The sequence below is a fragment of the Enterobacter sp. MGH 33 genome (assembly GCF_000534535.1).
GTDB classification, from domain to species: domain Bacteria; phylum Pseudomonadota; class Gammaproteobacteria; order Enterobacterales; family Enterobacteriaceae; genus Enterobacter; species Enterobacter hormaechei_C.
In genome coordinates, this window is sequence record NZ_KI973212.1 from 192591 (window position 1) to 216424 (window position 23834).

15 protein-coding genes, 1 tRNA gene, 2 rRNA genes and 1 pseudogene are annotated in these 23834 nt (G+C 54.8%); 8 read left to right on the forward strand and 11 right to left on the reverse strand.

Annotated elements, in window-relative coordinates; genetic code table 11:
* Window positions 1–65 precede the first annotated feature (65 nt).
* The 3 genes from L379_RS22870 to L379_RS22860 all read right to left on the reverse strand — a co-directional run bounded on the left by L379_RS22870 (window position 66) and on the right by L379_RS22860 (window position 4864).
* Window positions 66–2970: ribosomal RNA gene (locus tag L379_RS22870) — 23S ribosomal RNA — on the reverse strand.
* Window positions 2971–3162: 192 nt separating this feature from the next.
* Window positions 3163–3238: transfer RNA gene (locus L379_RS22865), tRNA-Glu, on the reverse strand.
* 84 nt (window positions 3239–3322) lie between these two features.
* A 16S ribosomal RNA gene (locus tag L379_RS22860) occupies window positions 3323–4864 on the reverse strand.
* Together the 16S and 23S rRNA genes with 1 tRNA gene alongside form the textbook arrangement of a ribosomal RNA operon.
* A gap of 456 nt (window positions 4865–5320) precedes the next feature.
* Between L379_RS22860 and L379_RS22855 the strand changes: the two genes are divergently transcribed.
* Both L379_RS22855 and mdtD read left to right on the forward strand, forming a co-directional pair.
* The gene (locus L379_RS22855; RefSeq protein ID WP_003862405.1) at window positions 5321–6028 is read left to right on the forward strand and encodes a FadR/GntR family transcriptional regulator; all 708 of its coding nucleotides are present in this window, start codon (window positions 5321–5323) and stop codon (window positions 6026–6028) included.
* A pseudogene (gene mdtD / locus L379_RS0123755) lies at window positions 6025–7458 on the forward strand (multidrug transporter subunit MdtD). The gene L379_RS22855 and the pseudogene mdtD overlap by 4 nt, the downstream one beginning before the upstream one ends.
* On the opposite strand, the gene rbsR reads toward mdtD, so the two are convergent.
* The 7 genes from rbsR to kup all read right to left on the reverse strand — a co-directional run bounded on the left by rbsR (window position 7424) and on the right by kup (window position 15361).
* Complete coding sequence (gene rbsR / locus L379_RS22850) at window positions 7424–8416, reverse strand: ribose operon transcriptional repressor RbsR (RefSeq protein WP_003862402.1); 993 nt, start codon at window positions 8414–8416, stop codon at window positions 7424–7426. The pseudogene mdtD and the gene rbsR overlap by 35 nt on opposite strands.
* 3 nt (window positions 8417–8419) lie before the next feature.
* Complete coding sequence (gene rbsK, locus L379_RS22845) at window positions 8420–9349, reverse strand: ribokinase (protein ID WP_015570155.1); 930 nt, start codon at window positions 9347–9349, stop codon at window positions 8420–8422.
* 108 nt (window positions 9350–9457) lie between these two features.
* A complete protein-coding gene (gene rbsB / locus L379_RS22840) occupies window positions 9458–10348 on the reverse strand; it encodes a ribose ABC transporter substrate-binding protein RbsB (protein ID WP_003862397.1) in 891 nt (296 codons plus the stop codon).
* A 27-nt stretch (window positions 10349–10375) separates the two neighbouring features.
* On the reverse strand, window positions 10376–11341 hold the full coding sequence (gene rbsC / locus L379_RS22835; protein ID WP_003862395.1) for a ribose ABC transporter permease: 966 nt from the start codon (window positions 11339–11341) through the stop codon (window positions 10376–10378).
* Window positions 11342–11345: 4 nt separating this feature from the next.
* Window positions 11346–12851 carry a ribose ABC transporter ATP-binding protein RbsA gene (gene rbsA, locus L379_RS22830; protein ID WP_015570154.1) on the reverse strand — a complete coding sequence of 502 codons (1506 nt, stop codon included), beginning with the start codon at window positions 12849–12851 and terminating at the stop codon, window positions 11346–11348.
* A 7-nt stretch (window positions 12852–12858) separates the two neighbouring features.
* Window positions 12859–13278 (reverse strand): D-ribose pyranase, encoded by a 420-nt coding sequence (rbsD, locus tag L379_RS22825; RefSeq protein WP_003862392.1) that lies wholly within the window; start codon window positions 13276–13278, stop codon window positions 12859–12861.
* A 214-nt stretch (window positions 13279–13492) separates the two neighbouring features.
* Complete coding sequence (gene kup, locus L379_RS22820; RefSeq protein ID WP_006808744.1) at window positions 13493–15361, reverse strand: low affinity potassium transporter Kup; 1869 nt, start codon at window positions 15359–15361, stop codon at window positions 13493–13495.
* A gap of 222 nt (window positions 15362–15583) precedes the next feature.
* On the opposite strand from kup, the gene ravA reads away from it, so the two are divergent.
* Together ravA and viaA are read left to right on the forward strand one after the other, a co-directional pair.
* Window positions 15584–17080 (forward strand): ATPase RavA, encoded by a 1497-nt coding sequence (gene ravA, locus L379_RS22815; RefSeq protein WP_003862389.1) that lies wholly within the window; start codon window positions 15584–15586, stop codon window positions 17078–17080.
* Window positions 17074–18525 (forward strand): ATPase RavA stimulator ViaA, encoded by a 1452-nt coding sequence (gene viaA, locus L379_RS22810; RefSeq protein WP_015570153.1) that lies wholly within the window; start codon window positions 17074–17076, stop codon window positions 18523–18525. The genes ravA and viaA overlap by 7 nt, the downstream gene beginning before the upstream one ends.
* On the opposite strand, the gene asnA is transcribed toward viaA, so the two are convergent.
* Window positions 18526–19518 (reverse strand): aspartate--ammonia ligase, encoded by a 993-nt coding sequence (gene asnA, locus L379_RS22805; protein WP_003862385.1) that lies wholly within the window; start codon window positions 19516–19518, stop codon window positions 18526–18528.
* 151 nt (window positions 19519–19669) lie between these two features.
* On the opposite strand from asnA, the gene asnC reads away from it, so the two are divergent.
* The 4 genes from asnC (at window position 19670) to rsmG (ending at window position 23663) form a co-directional block, all read left to right on the forward strand.
* A complete protein-coding gene (gene asnC / locus L379_RS22800; protein ID WP_003862383.1) occupies window positions 19670–20128 on the forward strand; it encodes a transcriptional regulator AsnC in 459 nt (152 codons plus the stop codon).
* Window positions 20129–20218: 90 nt separating this feature from the next.
* On the forward strand, window positions 20219–20668 hold the full coding sequence (gene mioC / locus L379_RS22795) for an FMN-binding protein MioC (protein ID WP_032652017.1): 450 nt from the start codon (window positions 20219–20221) through the stop codon (window positions 20666–20668).
* 374 nt (window positions 20669–21042) lie between these two features.
* Window positions 21043–22932, forward strand: coding sequence for a tRNA uridine-5-carboxymethylaminomethyl(34) synthesis enzyme MnmG (gene mnmG, locus L379_RS22790; protein WP_003862379.1), 1890 nt, complete (start codon window positions 21043–21045; stop codon window positions 22930–22932).
* A gap of 107 nt (window positions 22933–23039) precedes the next feature.
* Window positions 23040–23663: a 16S rRNA (guanine(527)-N(7))-methyltransferase RsmG gene (gene rsmG / locus L379_RS22785; RefSeq protein WP_017694037.1), complete on the forward strand. Its 624-nt coding sequence runs from the start codon at window positions 23040–23042 to the stop codon at window positions 23661–23663.
* Window positions 23664–23834: the final 171 nt, after the last annotated feature.

Below are 23834 nucleotides of genomic sequence, written 5' to 3' on the forward strand. Positions count from 1 at the left end.
TGTTAATCTGTATCAAAGCTGAAATTTGATTGTCTGTCTCTTCGCCAAAACACCTTCGGCGTTGTAAGGTTAAGCCTCACGGTTCATTAGTATCGGTTAGCTCAACGCATCGCTGCGCTTACACACCCGACCTATCAACGTCGTCGTCTTCAACGTTCCTTCAGGAGACTTAAAGTCTCAGGGAGAACTCATCTCGGGGCAAGTTTCGTGCTTAGATGCTTTCAGCACTTATCTCTTCCGCATTTAGCTACCGGGCAGTGCCATTGGCATGACAACCCGAACACCAGTGATGCGTCCACTCCGGTCCTCTCGTACTAGGAGCAGCCCCCCTCAATTCTCCAGCGCCCACGGCAGATAGGGACCGAACTGTCTCACGACGTTCTAAACCCAGCTCGCGTACCACTTTAAATGGCGAACAGCCATACCCTTGGGACCTACTTCAGCCCCAGGATGTGATGAGCCGACATCGAGGTGCCAAACACCGCCGTCGATATGAACTCTTGGGCGGTATCAGCCTGTTATCCCCGGAGTACCTTTTATCCGTTGAGCGATGGCCCTTCCATTCAGAACCACCGGATCACTATGACCTGCTTTCGCACCTGCTCGCGCCGTCACGCTCGCAGTCAAGCTGGCTTATGCCATTGCACTAACCTCCTGATGTCCGACCAGGATTAGCCAACCTTCGTGCTCCTCCGTTACTCTTTGGGAGGAGACCGCCCCAGTCAAACTACCCACCAGACACTGTCCGCAACCCGGATTACGGGTCTACGTTAGAACACCAGCCATTAAAGGGTGGTATTTCAAGGTTGGCTCCACGCAGACTGGCGTCCACGCTTCAAAGCCTCCCACCTATCCTACACATCAAGGACCAGTGTTCAGTGTCAAGCTATAGTAAAGGTTCACGGGGTCTTTCCGTCTTGCCGCGGGTACACTGCATCTTCACAGCGAGTTCAATTTCACTGAGTCTCGGGTGGAGACAGCCTGGCCATCATTACGCCATTCGTGCAGGTCGGAACTTACCCGACAAGGAATTTCGCTACCTTAGGACCGTTATAGTTACGGCCGCCGTTTACCGGGGCTTCGATCAAGAGCTTCGCGTTGCCGCTAACCCCATCAATTAACCTTCCGGCACCGGGCAGGCGTCACACCGTATACGTCCACTTTCGTGTTTGCACAGTGCTGTGTTTTTAATAAACAGTTGCAGCCAGCTGGTATCTTCGACTGATTTCAGCTCCGCCCGCAGGGGCTTCACCTACACATCAGCGTGCCTTCTCCCGAAGTTACGGCACCATTTTGCCTAGTTCCTTCACCCGAGTTCTCTCAAGCGCCTTGGTATTCTCTACCTGACCACCTGTGTCGGTTTGGGGTACGATTTCGTGTTACCTGATGCTTAGAGGCTTTTCCTGGAAGCAGGGCATTTATCACTTCAGCACCGTAGTGCCTCGTCATCACACCTCAGCGTTAACAAGGTACCGGATTTACCTGGAACCTCCGCCTACATGCTTAAACCGGGACAACCGTCGCCCGGCTGACATAGCCTTCTCCGTCCCCCCTTCGCAGTAACACCAAGTACAGGAATATTAACCTGTTTCCCATCGACTACGCCTTTCGGCCTCGCCTTAGGGGTCGACTCACCCTGCCCCGATTAACGTTGGACAGGAACCCTTGGTCTTCCGGCGAGCGGGCTTTTCACCCGCTTTATCGTTACTTATGTCAGCATTCGCACTTCTGATACCTCCAGCATGCCTCACAGCACACCTTCAACGGCTTACAGAACGCTCCCCTACCCAACAACACATAGTGTCGCTGCCGCAGCTTCGGTGCATGGTTTAGCCCCGTTACATCTTCCGCGCAGGCCGACTCGACCAGTGAGCTATTACGCTTTCTTTAAATGATGGCTGCTTCTAAGCCAACATCCTGGCTGTCTGTGCCTTCCCACATCGTTTCCCACTTAACCATGACTTTGGGACCTTAGCTGGCGGTCTGGGTTGTTTCCCTCTTCACGACGGACGTTAGCACCCGCCGTGTGTCTCCCGTGATAACATTCTTCGGTATTCGTAGTTTGCATCGGGTTGGTAAGCCGGGATGGCCCCCTAGCCGAAACAGTGCTCTACCCCCGAAGATGAGTTCACGAGGCGCTACCTAAATAGCTTTCGGGGAGAACCAGCTATCTCCCGGTTTGATTGGCCTTTCACCCCCAGCCACAGGTCATCCGCTAATTTTTCAACATTAGTCGGTTCGGTCCTCCAGTTAGTGTTACCCAACCTTCAACCTGCCCATGGCTAGATCACCGGGTTTCGGGTCTATACCCTGCAACTTAACGCCCAGTTAAGACTCGGTTTCCCTTCGGCTCCCCTATACGGTTAACCTTGCTACAGAATATAAGTCGCTGACCCATTATACAAAAGGTACGCAGTCACCCCATAAAGAGGCTCCCACTGCTTGTACGTACACGGTTTCAGGTTCTTTTTCACTCCCCTCGCCGGGGTTCTTTTCGCCTTTCCCTCACGGTACTGGTTCACTATCGGTCAGTCAGGAGTATTTAGCCTTGGAGGATGGTCCCCCCATATTCAGACAGGATACCACGTGTCCCGCCCTACTCTTCGAGTTCACAGCATGTGCATTTTCGTGTACGGGACTATCACCCTGTACCGTCGGACTTTCCAGACCGTTCCACTAACACACAAGCTGATTCAGACTCCGGGCTGCTCCCCGTTCGCTCGCCGCTACTGGGGGAATCTCGGTTGATTTCTTTTCCTCGGGGTACTTAGATGTTTCAGTTCCCCCGGTTCGCCTCGTTAACCTATGTATTCAGTTAACGATAGTGCAACGGATTGCACTGGGTTTCCCCATTCGGACATCGCCGGGTCAAGGGTTCATATCACCTCGCCGGCGCTTTTCGCAGATTAGCACGTCCTTCATCGCCTCTGACTGCCAGGGCATCCACCGTGTACGCTTAGTCGCTTAACCTCACAACCCGAAGATGTTTCTTTCGATTCACCATCGACTTGCGAAAATTTGAGAGACTCGAACACACATGAGCTGTGTGTCGTTTCAATTTTCAGCTTGATCCAGATTTTTAAAGAGCAAATATCTCAAACATGACTCGCAAGTCAGTTTTGAGATATGACGGCAGGTGACTTTCACTCACGAACCAGCAAGTGGCGTCCCCTAGGGGATTCGAACCCCTGTTACCGCCGTGAAAGGGCGGTGTCCTGGGCCTCTAGACGAAGGGGACGTACAGTCTCAATCGCAAGACGCCTTGCTATTTACTTTTCATCAGACAATCTGTGTGAGCACTGCAAAGGCAGGTTCTTTAAGGTAAGGAGGTGATCCAACCGCAGGTTCCCCTACGGTTACCTTGTTACGACTTCACCCCAGTCATGAATCACAAAGTGGTAAGCGCCCTCCCGAAGGTTAAGCTACCTACTTCTTTTGCAACCCACTCCCATGGTGTGACGGGCGGTGTGTACAAGGCCCGGGAACGTATTCACCGTGGCATTCTGATCCACGATTACTAGCGATTCCGACTTCATGGAGTCGAGTTGCAGACTCCAATCCGGACTACGACGCACTTTATGAGGTCCGCTTGCTCTCGCGAGGTCGCTTCTCTTTGTATGCGCCATTGTAGCACGTGTGTAGCCCTACTCGTAAGGGCCATGATGACTTGACGTCATCCCCACCTTCCTCCAGTTTATCACTGGCAGTCTCCTTTGAGTTCCCGGCCTAACCGCTGGCAACAAAGGATAAGGGTTGCGCTCGTTGCGGGACTTAACCCAACATTTCACAACACGAGCTGACGACAGCCATGCAGCACCTGTCTCAGAGTTCCCGAAGGCACCAATCCATCTCTGGAAAGTTCTCTGGATGTCAAGAGTAGGTAAGGTTCTTCGCGTTGCATCGAATTAAACCACATGCTCCACCGCTTGTGCGGGCCCCCGTCAATTCATTTGAGTTTTAACCTTGCGGCCGTACTCCCCAGGCGGTCGACTTAACGCGTTAGCTCCGGAAGCCACGCCTCAAGGGCACAACCTCCAAGTCGACATCGTTTACGGCGTGGACTACCAGGGTATCTAATCCTGTTTGCTCCCCACGCTTTCGCACCTGAGCGTCAGTCTTTGTCCAGGGGGCCGCCTTCGCCACCGGTATTCCTCCAGATCTCTACGCATTTCACCGCTACACCTGGAATTCTACCCCCCTCTACAAGACTCTAGCCTGCCAGTTTCGAATGCAGTTCCCAGGTTGAGCCCGGGGATTTCACATCCGACTTGACAGACCGCCTGCGTGCGCTTTACGCCCAGTAATTCCGATTAACGCTTGCACCCTCCGTATTACCGCGGCTGCTGGCACGGAGTTAGCCGGTGCTTCTTCTGCGGGTAACGTCAATCGACAAGGTTATTAACCTTATCGCCTTCCTCCCCGCTGAAAGTACTTTACAACCCGAAGGCCTTCTTCATACACGCGGCATGGCTGCATCAGGCTTGCGCCCATTGTGCAATATTCCCCACTGCTGCCTCCCGTAGGAGTCTGGACCGTGTCTCAGTTCCAGTGTGGCTGGTCATCCTCTCAGACCAGCTAGGGATCGTCGCCTAGGTGAGCCGTTACCCCACCTACTAGCTAATCCCATCTGGGCACATCCGATGGCAAGAGGCCCGAAGGTCCCCCTCTTTGGTCTTGCGACGTTATGCGGTATTAGCTACCGTTTCCAGTAGTTATCCCCCTCCATCAGGCAGTTTCCCAGACATTACTCACCCGTCCGCCACTCGTCAGCGAAGCAGCAAGCTGCTTCCTGTTACCGTTCGACTTGCATGTGTTAGGCCTGCCGCCAGCGTTCAATCTGAGCCATGATCAAACTCTTCAATTTAAAAGTTTGATGCTCAATGAATTAAACTTCGTAATGAATTACGTGTTCACTCGTTGAGACTTGGTATTCATTTAGTGTCCGAGGACATTAAGAATCCATGTCACTTTGAGTGCCCACACAGATTGTCTGATAAATTGTTAAAGAGCAGTGCCGCTTCGTTTTCGCTGCGGCGCGGGGTGTGCATATTACGCTTTCCCGCTTCAGAGTCAAGCGTTTGTTTTGCTTTTTCTCTGCTGACCCGGCGGCTTGCGTGCCGTTGTTCCGTGTCAGTGGAGGCGCATTATAGGGAGTTCTTCTGAAGTGACAAGAGGAAATTTAAAAAAAGTTTCTGACCGTGTTTTTTTTCACCAAAAGCGATGAGTTCAAGCTACAAATTGTTCTATTTGATGTATCTGCAACCACAATCACACCTGAGATGGCATAATTAACCGCATCAATATTTAAGGAATAAAAGCGATGCCATTAAGCGCACAACAGCTGGCAGCTCAAAAAAACCTGTCCTATGTGCTGGCAGAGAAACTGGCGCAGCTGATCTTAGCGGGTAAATATGCTCCAGGTAGCATCCTGCCAAGCGAGATGGAGCTGGGAGATCAGTTTGGCGTTAGCCGTACCGCCGTTCGCGAAGCGGTAAAAACATTAACGGCGAAAGGGATGGTGCTTCCACGCCCGCGCATTGGCACCCGCGTTATGCCTCAGGGAAACTGGAACTTTCTCGATCAGGAGTTACTCACCTGGTGGATGACCGAAGATAACTTTAATCAGGTCGTCGATCACTTTCTGGTCATGCGCAGCAGTCTTGAGCCTCAGGCCTGCCTGCTTGCCGCCACGCTCGGCACAGCCGAGCAAAAAGCGCAGCTCAATACTTTGATGGAAGAGATGGTGGATCTGAAAAAGCACTTTAACCGCGAGCGCTGGATAGCGGTCGATATGGCCTGGCATGAACATATCTATAATATGAGCGGAAATCCTTTCCTGACCTCCTTTGCTTCTTTATTCCATTCTGTGTACCACACTTACTTTACCTCTATCACGCAGGATGAGGTGGTGAAGCTGGATCTGCATCAGGCGATAGTCGATGCCATTCAGGAGAGCGACGGGCAGCGAGCCCTGAGTGCGTGCCAGGCGTTGCTGGCCGCGCCAACCCACCAGCAGGTAAATAAATGACAGAGAAAAAAGCACGCAGTATGGCCGGACTGCCGTGGATTGCAGCCATGGCGTTCTTTATGCAGGCACTGGATGCCACTATCCTCAATACCGCCCTTCCCGCCATAGCCCAAAGCCTTAACCGCTCCCCGCTGGCGATGCAATCCGCCATCATCAGCTACACCCTGACGGTGGCGATGCTTATTCCGGTCAGCGGCTGGCTGGCCGATCGTTTCGGCACACGCAAAGTGTTCATGCTGGCGGTGACGCTGTTCACGCTCGGTTCTCTGGCTTGCGCCCTCTCCACCTCTCTGACGGAACTGGTTATCTTCCGCGTTCTACAGGGGATAGGCGGCGCGATGATGATGCCCGTCGCGCGTCTGGCGTTATTACGCGCCTATCCGCGCAGCGAACTGCTCCCGGTGCTCAACTTTGTGACTATGCCGGGGCTGGTCGGCCCGATACTTGGCCCGGTTCTCGGCGGCGTACTGGTGACCTAGGCTAGCTGGCACTGGATCTTCCTGATTAATATTCCGATTGGTGTGGCAGGGCTGATTTATGCCCGCAAATATATGCCGAACTTCACCACGCCAAGACGCAGCTTCGATATGGGTGGTTTCTTCCTGTTTGGCCTGAGCCTGGTCCTGTTCTCCAGCGGGATGGAGCTGTTTGGCGAGAAAATCGTAGCGACGTGGCTGGCGCTGGCCGTCATCCTCAGCGGTATTCTGCTGTTCCTTCTATATATACGTCATGCGCGTCGCCATCCGACACCGCTTATCTCTTTATCTCTGTTTAACACCCGAACGTTCTCCGTCGGGATCGCGGGCAATATTGCCTCGCGTCTGGGCACGGGCTGCGTACCGTTCCTGATGCCGCTGATGCTCCAGGTCGGTTTCGGCTATCCGGCCCTGATTGCTGGCTGCATGATGGCGCCCACGGCGATGGGCTCGATTCTGGCAAAATCGACGGTCACGCAGGTGCTGCGCTGGTTTGGCTATCGTAAGACGCTGGTTGGCGTGACGATCTTTATCGGATTGATGATTGCGCAGTTCTCCCTGCAATCTGCGGCGTTACCAATCTGGATGCTGATCCTGCCGCTGTTTGTGCTGGGTATGGCCATGTCGACGCAGTTTACGTCGATGAACACCATCACCCTTGCGGACCTCACCGACGAGAATGCCAGCAGCGGCAACAGCGTACTGGCGGTCACTCAACAGCTGTCGATCAGCCTCGGGGTTGCCGTGAGCGCGGCGGTACTGCGGTTTTATGAAGGGTTCGAGGGAACTAATACCGTTGAGCAGTTCCACTATACCTTTATCACTATGGGCGCGCTTACCGTGGTATCGGCGGTGGTCTTTATGTTGTTAAAACCAAAAGACGGCCGGAACCTGATTAAAGAGCGTCACAAAGAGAAGGCTAAACCGAACCGCGTTCCATCAGAACAGGAGTAAGCTGCAAACGTTGCTGTTGCAGCGTGGGCTGGGCCATGCGGTGGATCAACACATCGATGGCCAGCTCGCCCAGTTCATCTTTCGGCTGATGGATGGTGGTCAGTGGGGGCGTCATGTAGCGCGCCAGTTCGATATCATCGTAACCGACGATCGCCATGTCGTCCGGAACACGTAATCCCGCCTGATACAGCGCCTGATATGCTCCGAATGCCATCGCATCGTTACCGATAAACACCGCCTGCGGACGCGGCTCTTGCGCCAGCAGTTTCTGCATTGCTTCAAATCCACCGTTAAATTCGAAATCGCCGGTGATGCGATAGCCATCAGGAATGGCAAGCCCCGCCCGTTCCATGGCCGAAAGATAGCCTTCCAGACGCAGGCGCGCCGGGGTTTTATCCAGCGGGCCGGTAATACAGGCAATGCGGGTATGACCTTTATCGATCAGATGCTGAGTCGCCATATCGCCGCCCAGCAGCGAGTTATCCTGGATCAGATCGCTGGTGCCGTCGAACGGCGCCCAGTCCATCATCACCGTGGGAATAGAAGGGTAACGCTGGATGATCTCTTTCGAAGGTTGATGCGTTTCGGTACAGAGCAGCAGCAGCCCGTCGACGCGTTTTTGCATCAGCGTTTCCAGGTTACGGTTCATGCGCTGCTCATCGCCTTCGGTATTGCACAGCACCAGGCTGTAGCCGCGCTCGAAGCAGCTGCGCTCCACGCCGCGCACCAGTTCAGAATAAAAAGGGTTGGTACTGGCCGTGATCAGCATGCCGATGGTGCGCGTCTGGTTGAGCTTCAGGCTGCGGGCCAGCGCAGACGGCGCATAGTTGAGTTCTTTAATTGCAGCGTCAACTTTCTCCCGAATCGCCTCGCTGACGAAGCGATCGTTATTGATTACGTGGGAGACAGTCGAGGTAGAAACGCCCGCCATACGGGCGACATCTTTCATTGTGGCCAAGCGTTACCCCTGCTGACTTAAGAATTCATCAATCTCTTTACGCCATGGAACAGAAGGCTGAGCGCCTTTACGCGTCACCGCAATCGCAGCGGCGGCATGCGCGAAGCGAATCGCGTCATCCATTGCTTTTCCTTCCAGCAGCGCCGTTACCAGTGCACCGTTGAAGGTGTCTCCTGCGGCGATGGTATCAATGGCTTTGACCTTAAAGCCCGGTACGCGACGGCCTTCGCCATTGACGCTAGCCCACACCCCACGGCTGCCGAGGGTGATTATTACGGTGCCGATGCCTTTTTCATGCAGTGCAAGCGCGGCACGCGCGGCATCGTCATCATTTTCGACACGGATACCCGTCAGCTTTTCCGCTTCGGTTTCGTTCGGGGTGATGATATCCACCAGCGCCAGCAGCTCATCTGATAATACACGGGCAGGCGCAGGGTTAAGTACGACAGACGTATGATTTTCATGCGCAATTTTCGCGGCGGCCAGCACGCTTTCAACCGGTGACTCCAGCTGCATCAGCAGGGCTTCCGCTCCGGCGATGATTCCACGCTGCGCTTCGACGCGTTCAGTCGTTAACGCGGCATTAGCCCCTGCATGAATACCGATGACATTCTCACCTTCCGCATTGACGAAAATCAGCGCCACGCCGGTAGATTCCCCTGCAACCACGCTGACGGGTGCAATGTCGATGTTGTCGCTTGCCAGCTGTTTGCGTACGCGCTCGCCGGTATCGTCATCACCCGTACAGGCGATAAACGCGATATTCGCCCCGCTGCGTCCGGCGGCAACCGCCTGGTTTGCGCCCTTACCGCCGAACGCCACCTGATACTGATTGCCAGTGACGGTTTCGCCCGGAGTGGGGAACGTTTCAAGGTTAAGAATGTGATCGGCATTGATACTGCCAAGGACGACGAGGTTGCCTGCGGTTTTCATGTATTGAGGTGTCCATCTGAGAGCGCCACCGGTCTTACCCGGTGGCGTATGCCACACTTTTCTTTTATTTGGTGTCCCTCAGGCAGCCAGCGACTGCCTGAATCGCCTTTACTGCTTAATGACCAGTTTCAGGTCAACAGGATATTTGGCCTGAACTTTTTCGCCCTTCAGCACTTTATCGGCAGTTTGCACGCCAGTCGCGCCAATCTGCTCAGGCAGCTGAGCGATGGTCGCAGCCAGTTTGCCATCATTTACTGCTTTTTCACCATCCGGCGTGCCATCAAATCCGACAACCATCACATCTGATTTACCCGCAGTCTGGAGCGCACGCAGCGCACCGAGCGCCATTTCGTCGTTCTGTGCGAATACCGCCTGCACATCAGGATGCGCGGTCAGCAGGTTCTGCATGACGTTCAGGCCCTTTGTACGGTCGAAGTCTGCCGGCTGGCTCGCCAGCACGTTGAATTTGTGCGCCGCAACAGCCTGCTGGAAGCCTTCACCACGTTCACGGGCTGCGGAAGTCCCGGCGATACCCTGCAACTCGATCACTTTCGCGCCTTCACCTGCTTTCTTCGCGATGTAGTCACCGGCGATTTTACCGCCCAGTACGTTATCAGACGCAATGTGGCTGACCACATCCCCTTTCGTTGCCTGACGGTCAAGGGTGATGACCGGGATCTTCGCCTGGTTTGCCATCTTCACGGCGTTACCGACCGCGTCGGAATCGGTTGGGTTGATCAGCAGGATTTTGGTACCACGAACGGTTAAGTCCTGAACGTTAGCCAGCTCTTTCGCCGGGTTGTTCTGAGAATCCAGCACCACCAGGTTGTAGCCCAGTTTATCTGCTTCTTTCTGCGCGCCATCCTTCAGGGAGACGAAGAACGGGTTGTTCAGGGTAGAGACAACCAGCGCGATGGTGTCCTTCGCCATGGCGTTAGCACTTACGGTTGCGCTCAGCGCGACAGCAGAAACCAGGGTAGCCAGTTTTTTCATGTTCATATCTAAGATGTCCTGTAGTGTCGTCAGTTACTGTTTTTTGTTGTCTACCAGTACCGCCAGCAAAATCACCACTGCCTTAACGATCATCTGGTAATAGGAGGAAACACCTAACAAATTCAAACCATTATTCAGGAAACCGAGGATCAGTGCGCCGATCAATGTCCCAACAATGCGACCTTTACCACCCGCAAGGCTCGTACCGCCCAGAACCACTGCCGCGATGGCATCCAGCTCATAGCCCGTACCCGCCGTTGGCTGCGCGGAAGAGAGGCGCGCCACTTCGATGATGCCCGCCAGAGACGCCAGCAGGCCGCACAGGGAGTAAACGATAATTTTGACTTTATTAACGCTGATACCGGACAGGCGCGTTGCCGCTTCGTTACCGCCCAGCGCATAGATATAACGACCCAGACGGGTATGGTGCAGCATGTACCATGCCGCCAGGAAGACGATAGCCATGATCCAGACCGGGGTCGGGACACCCAGCGGGCGACCAATACCGAACCAGCCAAACAGATCGGCGTTATCGGTAAAACCGGTATTAATCGGGCTGCCGTTGGTGTACACCATGGTCACACCGCGCAGCAGCAGCATCATCACCAGCGTGGCGATGAACGCCTGAACGCGACCTTTCGCCACAATCACGCCGGTTACGGCGCCAATTGCCGCACCTGCCGCCAGCGCAGCGGCAACGGCCACCAGCGCGTTGACCTCAATACCAACAATCGACGCGGCGATCGCGCCGGTGAGGGCCAGCAGGGAACCGACGGACAGATCGATACCCGAGGTCAAAATCACCAGCGTCATCCCCACCGCCATAATGGCGTTGACGGAGGTCTGCTGAAGAATGTTGAACAGGTTATTGACGGTAAAAAAGTTCGGGCTCATGGTCGAGACAATCGCGATCAGCACCAGCAGGGCAATCAGCGATTTTTGTTCCATCAGCCATGCCTTTGTGAAATAGCGGCGACCAGAAACAGCCTGGGTAGTCATCTTCTTACTCCTGATTCACGCGATTAAGCTTGCCCACAGCGGCAGCCATCAGAACTTCCTGGGTGGCCTGCTCGCGAGTGAATTCACCGCCGAGATGCCCTTCATGCATGACGATAATGCGATCGCTCATGCCTAATACCTCTGGCATCTCGGAAGAGACCAGAATGATGCTCAGACCGTCGGCCTTGAACTGGTTAATCAGCTGATAGATCTCTTTCTTCGCGCCCACGTCCACGCCGCGGGTGGGCTCATCCAGGATCAGCACTTTCGGGCGCGTCATCAGCCCGCGGGCAATCGCCACTTTCTGCTGATTCCCGCCGGACAACAGGCCAATCGCCTGCTCCATAGACGGGGTTTTAACGTTAAAGAGACGGATAAAATCGCTGACCGCCTGCTGCTCATCTTTGTGTTTCAGGCTGCCGCCGCTGCGGCTGAAATAGCCTAGCGCAGTCAGGGACATGTTCTCTTTCACCGACATGCCCAGCACTAAGCCGTCGCGCTTACGGTCTTCAGAAATATAGACAATGCCGTTCGCCAGGCCATCCTGAGGCGAGCGGGTGACCACCTCATGGCCGTCGAGGGTAACGTAGCCGCTGGTGCGCGGCAGTGCGCCATAGAGCACTTTCATCAGTTCGGTGCGCCCCGCGCCCATCAGGCCCGCGACGCCAAGGATCTCGCCCTTGCGCAGAGTAAAGGAGACGTCATTCACGCCCGGCCCGCAGAGATTATCCACCTTCAGGCGGATCTCTCCCGGCGCTTTCTCCAGATGCGGATACTGATCTTCGAGCTTACGTCCCACCATCATTTCAATCAGCGTATCTTCGGTCAGGGTTGCCACTTCGCGCTCGGCAATAAACTGCCCGTCGCGAAAGACGGTGACGTCGTCGCAGATCTCGAAGATCTCTTTCATGCGGTGTGAGATATAGACAATGCCGCGGCCCTGGGATTTCAGCTCACGGATCACGCGGAACAGGGATTCGGTTTCGGTATCGGTCAGGGCGTCGGTCGGTTCATCCATAATGATGACCTTCGACTCGAAGCTCAGCACCTTCGCGATTTCCACCATCTGCTGATCGCCGATGGAAAGGTCGCCCACCAGTCGGTCGCTCTTAAAGCGCAGATTCAGCTTCGCCAGCAGTTTGTCCGCTTCGGCATACATGGTTTTCCAGTCGATTTTGCCAAACCGGTTCACGAACTCACGGCCGAGGAAGATGTTCTCCGCAATGGTGAGCTGCGGGATCAGGTTCAACTCCTGGTGGATGATGCCGATACCCGCTTCCTGAGAGGATTTCGGGCCGTTAAAGGTGGTCTCTTTACCCAGCCACAGCAGCGAACCGGCATCGCGTTGGTAGATACCGGTCAGCACTTTCATCATGGTGGATTTGCCGGCGCCGTTTTCGCCCACCAGCGCCATGACGCGCCCGGAATAGACGTTCAGCGCCGCACCGGAGAGGGCTTTTACGCCCGGGAACGACTTATCGATCCCTTTGAGTTGCAGTAATGCGTCCATGATGGCCTCAGAAGGTGACGCCAGCACAGAGAATGATATTCGCATACGGGGAGCACTCCCCGCTGCGAATCACCGCCTGACTGTCTGCGGTTTGTTGTTTGAACTGCTCGTGCGTTGTGTAACGAATTTCTATGGTGTTTCCCTGGTGCTGTTGCAGTTGCTCAATGTGGCTGAGCAACGTTTCGTGGAGTTGCGGATTATGTTGTTTGATTTCCGCCGCGAGAATGGCCGCCTCAACCTGCATCTCCGCGGTGACCACTTCCAGTACCTGCATGAACGAGGGTACGCCCTGCGTTAACGCCATATCGATACGGGTTGTGCTGCGCGGAACCGGTAAGCCTGCATCGCAAACCACCAGCGTATCGGTATGCCCAAGACGGGAAATCACCGATGAGATTTCTGAGTTGAGTACTGTGCCTTTCTTCATTTTTTGCTCCACTAGCGAAACGTTTCGCTAAAAACAGTGTAGCCGCAGAAGTGTTCAGAAAACCATCATGACGTAACGGATTTGTGATCAACGTCGAAACGTTTCGCTAAGTGAAATGCAATAGAGGAAAATTGCCCGGCGGCGCTACGCTTGCACGGGCCTACGGGTCTGGTAGGCCGGGTAAGCGCAGCGCCACCCGGCATATTCAGAAGGGTTAAATCTCGACCTGCGTCCCCAGCTCAATCACGCGGTTAGGCGGGATCTCAAACTGGTCAGGCGCACGCAGGGCGTTACGTTGCAGAATGAGATACAGCTTGCCGCGCAGGCGCAGATACCATGGGCGCTTGCCGATGATCAGCGACTCGTGGGACATAAAGAACGACGTCTCCATCATGCGGCAACTCAGGCCTTCCAGACCGCAGCGGTGGAACACCTCTTCCACGTTCGGCGTTTCGCGCCAGCCGTAGCTTGCCACCACGCGCCAGAAGGTTGGCGACAGCTGTTCAATCTGTACGCGACGCACGTTGTGAACGTACGGCGCATCTTCGGTACGCAGCGTCAGCAGGATCACGCGCTCGTGCAGCACTTTGTTGTGCTTGAGGTTATGCATCAGCGCAAACGGGATCACGTTCAGCGCGCGAGACATATACACCGCCGTGCCCGGCACGCGCACCGGTGGGGACTTCTCCAGCGAGGCGATCATCGCCTCAAGAGAGTTACCGTGCTCGTGCATACGACGCAGCAGGCGGAAACGTTCGCTCTTCCACGTCGTCATCACAATAAACATCACCAGACCCAGCGTCAGCGGCAGCCAGCCGCCGGAGACAATCTTGTCGAGGTTCGCAGAGAACAGCGGCACGTCGATGCAGAGGAAGCCAACCAGGATCAGCCCCACGAGGAACTTATTCCAGTGCCAGTTACGGTACGCCACGGTGGTGGAGAGAATAGAGGTCAACACCATCGTTCCGGTTACCGCGATACCGTACGCCGCCGCCAGATTACTGGAGTGCTCAAAGCTGACGATAACAATCACCACCGCGAAATAGAGCAGCCAGTTGACGAACGGAATGTAGATCTGGCCAGACTCCATCTCCGAGGTATGGATAATGCGCATTGGGGAGAGATAACCCAAACGCACGGCCTGACGCGTCAGGGAGAATACGCCGGAAATGACAGCCTGAGAGGCAATGACCGTCGCCAGCGTCGCCAGGATCAGCATCGGAACCAGCGCCCAGTCCGGCGCCAGCAGGAAGAACGGGTTTTTAATCGCTTCAGGGTGTGCAAGCAGCAGAGCGCCCTGACCGAAGTAATTCAGCACCAGTGAAGGCAAGACCACGCTAAACCAGGCGACGCGAATAGGGAGTTTCCCGAAGTGGCCCATATCCGCATACAGCGCTTCAACACCGGTAATGGACAGCACCACCGCGCCCAGCGCCACAAACGACACCACTTTATATTCAAGGAAGAAATGCACCGCCCACATTGGGTTCAGCGCGTGCAGGACATCCGGGTTGGCGATAATACTGCGTAAGCCCAGCGCCGCCAGGATCAGGAACCAGGCCAGCATAATAGGCGCGAACAGCTTACCCACCAGCCCGGTACCGTGTTTTTGTATGGCAAACAGCAACGTCAGCACGATAATAGCGAGTGGCACCACCCACGTATCAAGCTGTGGCGCGACAATCTCCAGCCCCTCTATGGCCGACATTACAGAAATCGCCGGCGTAATCACGACTTCTCCATAGAAGAAGCTGCCGCCAATCAGGCCGATGATGACCAGCACGGAGGTCATTCTTGCGGACGTATTGCGCCCGGCAAGGGACATCAGGGTCAGAATACCGCCCTCGCCCGCGTTATCAGCCCGCATTACGAAAGAGAGATACTTAAGGGAGACCACCAGGATCAGCAGCCAGAAGATGAGCGAGAGGAAACCAAATACGGCGTCACGCTCTACACCAAAACCAAACTGACCGGACAGACATTCACGAAGCGTATAAAGCGGGCTGGTGCCGATATCACCGTAGACAACCCCGATCGCCGCAAGCGTTACAGCGGGTAATGATTGCTTATTATCAGTGCTCATAGACTAGTCTTTTCGTTTGAATAACAAATGTGTGCTTAGTCCCTTGGCCCACAAAAAGCGCACAGTATGCACGATTCAATGCAAAATCGTACCCCTAAATGCAGCCGCATTAATGTAGCGCAAAGAAAATAGCGCCGCACTTCAGCCTATTACCAGGCCAGACCGAAACGTCTATACTCGCTTCAATTAGCCGCCACGACGGCGAAAGGATGCAAAACTATTATGGCTCACTCACATTTATTAGCAGAAAGAATTTCCCGCCTCAGCAGTGCGCTGGAGAAAGGCCTTTACGAGCGTAGCCACGCCATTCGCCTCTGTTTACTGGCGGCGCTGAGTGGGGAAAGCGTATTTCTGCTGGGCCCGCCGGGCATTGCCAAAAGTCTGATCGCACGCCGCCTCAAATTCGCTTTCCAGAACGCGCGCGCATTCGAGTATTTGATGACGCGCTTCTCCACGCCGGAAGAAGTTTTCGGCCCACTCTCCATTCAGGCGTTAAAAGATGAGGGACGCTATGAACGTCTGACGGCGGGCTATCTTCCGGAAGCGGAAATCGTCTTTCTTGATGAGATCTGGAAAGCCGGCCCGGCCATACTGAATACCCTGTTGACGGCAATTAACGAACGCCGCTTCCGCAACGGCGCCAGCGAAGAGAAGATCCCCATGCGCCTGCTGGTGGCCGCGTCTAACGAATTGCCCGAAGCCGACAGCAGCCTGGAAGCGCTGTATGACCGTATGCTGATCCGCCTGTGGCTGGATAAAGTCCAGGATAAATCAAACTTCCGTTCTATGCTGGTAAGCCAGCAGGATGAAAACGAAAACCCGGTGGCAGCGTCATTGCAGGTCACGGACGAGGAATACCACCAGTGGCAGGAGGAGATCGGCAAGATAAAACTGCCCGATCCCGTTTTTGAGCTGATCTTCATGCTGCGCCAGCAGCTTGATTTGCTGCCCTCCGCGCCGTACGTCTCCGATCGTCGCTGGAAAAAAGCCATTCGCCTGCTCCAGGCAAGCGCGCTGTTTAGCGGCCGCGATGCTGTCGCCCCAATCGATCTGATCCTGCTGAAAGACTGCCTGTGGCACGACGCAGAAGGGATGAATCTGATGCAACAGCAGCTGGACGTTTTGATGACCGGACACGCGTGGGGTCAACAATCCATGCTTAATCAACTGGGCGCGATTGCCCAACGTCGCCTTCAGCTCCAGCAGCAGCAAAGTGACAAAACCGCGCTGAAGGTGAACCGTCTTGGCGGGATGTTTGCCCGTAAACCGCACTATGAACTGCCCGCCGGGCTGACTGACGCCTCGCTCACGCTTCTTCTTCAGCAACCGCTGAAGCTTCATGATATGCAGGTTGTGCACGTGACGATCGAACGCGTTGCGCTGGTTCAGTGGCTGGATAAAGGCGGTGAGATCCGCGGTAAACTCAACGGTATCGGCTTTGCACAGCCGCTGTCGATGGAAGTCGACAGCAGCCAGCACCTTGTGATCCGCGACGTCAGCCTTCAGGGATCGCGCCTGGCGCTGCCGGGCACGGCCTCCGATACTGTTCCGGAGGAGATCAAACAGCAGCTCGACGCGCTGGATAACGAATGGCATCAGCAGCACACGCGCTTCAGCGAGCAGCAGAAATGCCTCTTTATCCATAGCGACTGGTTAGGTCGCATTGAAGCCAGCTTGCAGGATGTCAGCGCGCAGATCAAACAGGCGCGTCAATGCTAACGCTGGACACGCTTAACGTCATGCTGGCGGTTAGCGAGGAAGGGTTGATCGAAGAGGTCGTCATTACCCTGCTCGCTTCACCGCAGCTGGCGGCCTTCTTTGAAAAATTCCCGAAGCTCCGAAAAGCAATGACGGACGATCTGCCCCGCTGGCGCGATAACCTGCGACAGCGGTTTAAGGAGACGGAAGTCCCGCCGGAACTGACAGAGGAAGTGGCTGGTTACCAGCAGTGCCAGCGGCTTTCAACACCGCAGTTTATTGCCCAGCTACAGCAAACCCTGACGCTGCTTGATAACGTTCACTCCCCGTTTGCCAGCCAGGCCAGAGCGCTGGTCACTGACAACCCCAGCTTTACTCCCGCCCTGCATACGCTGTTTTTACAGCGCTGGCGTCTGAGCCTTGTGGTCCAGGCCACGGCCCTTAATCAGCAGTTGCTGGACGAAGAGCGCGAACAGTTGCTCAGTGAAGTCCAGGAGCGAATGACCCTGAGCGGCCAGTTAGAACAGGTGCTGGTGGAGAATGAAAACGCCGCCGGTCGACTCTGGGATATGAGTGCCGGCCAGTTAAAGCGGGGCGATTATCAGCTGATCGTGAAGTACGGCGACTTTCTGGCGCAACAGCCGGAGCTGATGAAGCTTGCAGAACAGCTCGGCCGCTCCCGGGAGGCCCGGTCGGTCCCAAAGAAAGATGCGCCGATGGAGACCTTCCGTACGCTGGTACGCGAACCCTCCACCGTACCGGAGCAGGTGGACGGGCTACAGCAAAGCGATGACATCCTGCGCCTGCTGCCCACGGAACTCAGCACGCTGGGAATGACCGAACTGGAGTATGAGTTTTATCGTCGGCTGGTGGAAAAACAGCTCATTACCTATCGACTGCATGGCGAAGCCTGGCGCGAGAAGATCAGCCAGCGTCCGGTAGTGCACCAGGATTTTGATGAGCAACCGCGCGGCCCATTTATTGTTTGCGTCGATACGTCCGGATCGATGGGGGGCTTTAATGAACAGTGCGCAAAAGCGTTCTGCCTGGCCCTGATGCGCGTGGCGCTCGCCGATCGTCGTCGCTGCTACATCATGTTATTTTCCAGCGAAGTGGTGGGGTATGAACTGACCAGCCCACAGGGGCTGGAGCAGGCGATCCGCTTTTTAAGCCAGCGCTTTCGCGGCGGCACCGATCTGGCCAGCTGTTTTCGCAGCATCATTGAGCGCATGCAGGGCGGAGACTGGTACGACGCGGATGCGGTGGTGATTTCCGATTTTATTGCCCAGCGGCTGCCGGACGACGTCGTGAATAAAGTGAAGGAGATGCAGCGCGTGCACCAGCACCGTTTCCATGCCGTGGCGATGTCTGCACATGGAAAACCCGGCATCATGCGCATCTTCGATCATATCTGGCGCTTTGATACCGGGTTGCGTAGCCGCCTGCTCAGACGCTGGCGACGTTAATTAAAGAAGAGAACCGACGCTCTCACGTACCTGCTGCGGCCAGACCCCACACTGTACCTGACCAATGTGAGAGAGTTGCAGCAGCAGCATGGTCAGACGAGACTGGCCAATACCACCGCCGATGGTCTGCGGCATTTCACCGCGCAGCAGTGCCTGGTGCCACTCCAGTTGCAGACGATCTTCATCACCGGTCACGGCCAGCTGACGCTTCAGTGCTTCAGCATCCACGCGGATCCCCATCGAAGAGAGTTCAAACGCATCTTCCAGAACCGGGTTCCAGACCAGAATATCGCCGTTCAGACCGGCATATTCGCTTTCGCCCACGGTGCTCCAGTCATCGTAATCCGGCGCACGGACGTCGTGACGTTTACCATCAGACAATTTCCCGCCAATGCCGATAAGGAATACCGCGCCCAGCTCTTTGGCGATCGCGCGTTCACGGCCTTTGGCATCCAGATCCGGGAAACGGCTCAGCAATTCCTGACTGTGAACAAAGTGGATCGTTTCCGGCAGGAACGGTGCCAGACCAAACTCTTTGCTCACGGCCGCTTCGGTTGCTTTGATCCCGGCGTAGATCGCCTCAACGGTGGATTTCAGCGTACCGACGTGACGCTCGCCATCTCCCATTACGCGCTCCCAGTCCCACTGGTCAACGTAGACAGAGTGAATCGGGGAAAGGCGGTCTTCATCGGGGCGAAGGGCTTTCATGTGCGTGTAAAGCCCTTCGCCCGCGCTGAAGTCGTGTTGTCCCAGGGTTTGACGCTTCCACTTCGCCAGGGAATGAACCACTTCGAACTGGGCGTCTGGCAGTGTTTTCACTTTTACCTGTACCGCTTTTTCGCAACCAGACAAGTTATCCTGCGTCCCGTCACCCACGCGGCTCAGAATCGGCGCCTGAACTTCAATAAGGCCAAGCTTCTCTTCCAGCTGGCGGGAAAAATGGGATTTTACGAAACTGATCTGGCGTTGTTTTGCGATGTAAGCGGTTTTCATTATTTATACTCCTGCGTCCTGTTGATACTGATTAAGCAACAGAACAGGCGCTTAATTCAATAACCCATCAACAAAAAGCCGCCTTCACTTTTTATTCGTTAAAATAAGACGCTAGAATAGAGGGAATCATTAATCTTCATAAGAAAAACCTATGGAAAATTATCAGATCGACAATCTGGACCGCGGCATTCTGGAAGCGCTAATGGCCAACGCACGCACCGCGTATGCCGAACTGGCGAAACAATTTGGCGTCAGCCCGGGGACCATTCACGTTCGCGTAGAGAAAATGAAGCAGGCCGGGATCATCACCGGCGCACGCATTGATGTCAGCCCGAAGCAGCTCGGCTATGACGTCTGCTGCTTCATTGGCATTATTCTGAAAAGCGCCAAAGATTACCCCTCCGCGCTGGAGAAACTGAACGCGCTGGATGAAGTCACCGAGGCGTACTACACCACCGGGCACTACAGCATCTTTATAAAGGTGATGTGCCGATCCATTGACGCCCTCCAGCAGGTACTTATCAACAAGATCCAAACAATCGATGAAATTCAGTCCACTGAAACCCTGATCTCCCTGCAAAACCCGATCATGCGTACTATCCGCCCGTGATCGGGCAATTTCATTCCCACATTTTCCACAGGTAGATCCCAGCTCGTTCACAGCGTACAATGGCCGCCTCTTTATCTGAGCGAGCGATCAATGGCGGACATTACTCTTATCAGCGGCAGCACCCTGGGCGGTGCGGAATATGTAGCGGAACATCTGGCTGAGAAGCTGGAAGATGCGGGCTTTTCTACACAAACGCTGCACGGACCGCTGCTGGAAGATCTCCCGACTGACGGGGTCTGGCTGCTGATCACCTCTACGCACGGCGCGGGCGATCTGCCGGATAACCTGCAACCTTTATATGACGAACTGCTGGAACAACAGCCCGATCTGTCAAACGTCCGGTTTGGCGCTGTGGGGATCGGCAGCCGTGAATATGACACTTTCTGTGGCGCCATAGAGAAAGTAGAAGCTGCGGTGACCGTCTGCGGAGCAAAACAGCTGGGTGAAACGCTGAAGATCAACATCCTCGATCATGACATTCCCGAAGATCCAGCCGAGATCTGGCTCGCGGAATGGAAAAATTTACTCAAAAACGATTAAAGATCGTGCGATCAGATGTGGATAACTCTGGTTAAAAGCTCGTATTAAGCCGTAGTTATCCAAAGAACAACGTTGGTTTAGTTTTTGACCTGTGTATAAAGTGGCGATCTGATCCCAGCTTATACGGTCCAGGATCACCGATCATTCACAGCAAACGATCCTTCCTAACTGCATGATCTTATTTATGGGATCGGACTTATCCACAGAGGTCTGCGATCCTAATAAGAGATCACAATAGAACAGATCTCTAAATAAAAAGATCTTCTTTTTAATAGCCCAGGATCCCAATGCTTTCTCGAAAGACTAAAGTTGAGTAGAATCCACGGCCCGGGCTTCAATCCATTTTCATACCGCTTTACGCGAGGCAGACCACCATGTTTTATCAGGATCCTTTTGACGTCATCATCATTGGCGGGGGTCACGCAGGCACTGAGGCCGCAATGGCCGCAGCGCGAATGGGTCAGCAGACCCTGCTTTTGACACACAATATCGACACGCTGGGACAAATGTCCTGTAATCCGGCGATTGGCGGCATTGGGAAAGGACACCTGGTAAAAGAAGTGGATGCACTTGGCGGCCTGATGGCGAAAGCGATCGATCATGCGGGCATTCAGTTTAGGATACTAAACGCGAGTAAAGGTCCGGCTGTTCGCGCCACCCGTGCACAGGCAGACCGCGTGCTTTACCGTCAGGCTGTGCGCACCGCGCTGGAAAACCAACCGAACCTGATGATCTTCCAGCAGGCGGTAGAAGATCTTATCGTGGAGAACGATCGTGTTGTTGGCGCCGTGACCCAGATGGGTCTTAAGTTCCGCGCAAAAGCGGTTGTGCTGACGGTCGGGACATTCCTGGACGGTAAAATCCATATTGGTCTGGACAACTACAGCGGTGGCCGTGCTGGCGATCCGCCGTCGATTCCGTTATCTCGTCGTCTGCGTGAACTGCCGCTGCGCGTAAGCCGCCTGAAAACCGGTACGCCGCCGCGTATTGATGCGCGCACCATTGATTTCAGCGTGCTCGCACAGCAGCACGGCGATAACCCGATGCCGGTGTTCTCGTTCATGGGCAATGCGGCTCAGCATCCGCAGCAGGTGCCGTGCTACATCACGCACACCAATGAAAAAACCCATGACGTGATCCGCAATAACCTCGATCGCAGCCCAATGTACGCCGGTGTGATCGAAGGGATCGGCCCACGTTATTGCCCGTCGATCGAAGACAAGGTGATGCGATTTGCCGATCGTAACCAGCACCAGATCTTCCTCGAACCTGAAGGGCTGACCTCTAACGAAATTTATCCAAACGGCATCTCCACCAGCCTGCCGTTCGACGTGCAGATGCAGATTGTGCGTTCAATGCAGGGCATGGAAAACGCGAAGATCGTTCGTCCTGGCTACGCTATTGAGTACGATTTCTTCGATCCGCGCGACCTGAAGCCGACGCTGGAAAGCAAATTCATCCAGGGTCTGTTCTTCGCAGGCCAGATTAACGGTACCACCGGGTACGAAGAAGCTGCCGCACAAGGGTTGCTGGCCGGTCTGAACGCCGCTCGCTTCTCTGCCGAGAAAGAGGGCTGGGCACCGGCGCGTTCTCAGGCTTACCTGGGCGTTCTGGTCGACGATCTCTGCACGCTGGGGACCAAAGAACCGTACCGCATGTTTACTTCTCGTGCGGAATATCGCCTGATGCTGCGCGAAGACAATGCCGATCTGCGTCTGACTGAGGTGGGCCGTGAATTGGGTCTGGTGGATGACGAACGCTGGGCGCGCTTCAACGAGAAGCTGGAGCGTATCGAACAGGAACGTCAGCGCCTGAAAACCACCTGGGTGAATCCGCAGGCGGAAACCGCTGCCGAAGTAAACGCTCACTTAACAGCACCGCTGTCGCGCGAAGCCAGCGGGGAAGATCTGCTGCGTCGTCCTGAAGTCACTTACGAGAATCTGGTCAAACTGACCGCGTTCGCGCCGGGCCTTGAAGACGCGGAAGCGGCTGAACAGGTCGAGATCCAGGTGAAATACGAAGGCTACATCGCGCGTCAGCAGGATGAGATCGAAAAACAGCAGCGCAACGAAAACACGCTGCTGCCGGAAATGCTGGACTATCGTCAGGTGACGGGCCTTTCCAACGAAGTGATCGCTAAGCTGAACGATCACAAACCTGTGTCGATTGGCCAGGCCTCACGTATCTCCGGCGTCACACCTGCCGCGATTTCGATTCTGCTGGTGTGGCTGAAAAAGCAGGGTATGCTGCGCCGCAGCGCGTAATGCTCTGAAAATTGCCCGGTGGCGCTGCGCTTACCGGGCCTACTGAACCCGTAGGGCGGGTTAGCGAAGCGCCACCCGCCACTTAAGTTTCTCAACAGGTATCCACCGTGCTCAATAAACTCTCTCGTCTGCTGGAACAGGCAGGTATTTCGCTCACCGATCACCAGAAAAATCAGCTGGTGGCCTATGTCGATATGCTGAACAAATGGAATAAAGCGTACAACCTCACCTCCGTACGCGATCCCAACGAGATGCTGATTCGTCATATTCTCGATAGCATCGTCGTGGCGCCATATCTGAACGGGGAACGTTTTATCGACGTGGGCACCGGCCCGGGCTTGCCGGGCGTTCCGTTGTCTATTGTTCGACCGGAGAGTCAATTCACGCTGCTGGACAGCCTGGGTAAGCGCGTACGCTTTTTACGCCAGGTCCAGCATGAGCTGAAGCTGGAAAACATCACGCCCGTGCAGAGCAGGGTAGAGGAGTTCCCGGCTGAGCCACCGTTTGACGGCGTTATCAGCCGCGCATTTGCGTCACTCAATGACATGGTGAGCTGGTGCAAACACCTGCCGGCGGAGAAGGGGCGTTTTTATGCGCTGAAAGGGCAACTTCCGGGGGACGAAATCGAGCAGCTTCCGGACGGTTTTGCTGTCGAATCCATTGAGAAACTTCAGATCCCTCAGCTCGAAGGTGAGCGTCATCTGGTGATAATTAAGCCAAACACTTTTTAAAAATTAATAAAAAATGTGGAATTTGTGCTGTTCTGATCGTGTTAAAAAGCAGCACATCCCGTCTGTTTTGGCCGTTGTTAATTTAACCTTGTTGTTACCATGGGTTTTCTTATGGTTAACCTGAAGTGAGTTGTTCACTCTGAGGATAATCAACCATGAAAATATCAGCCT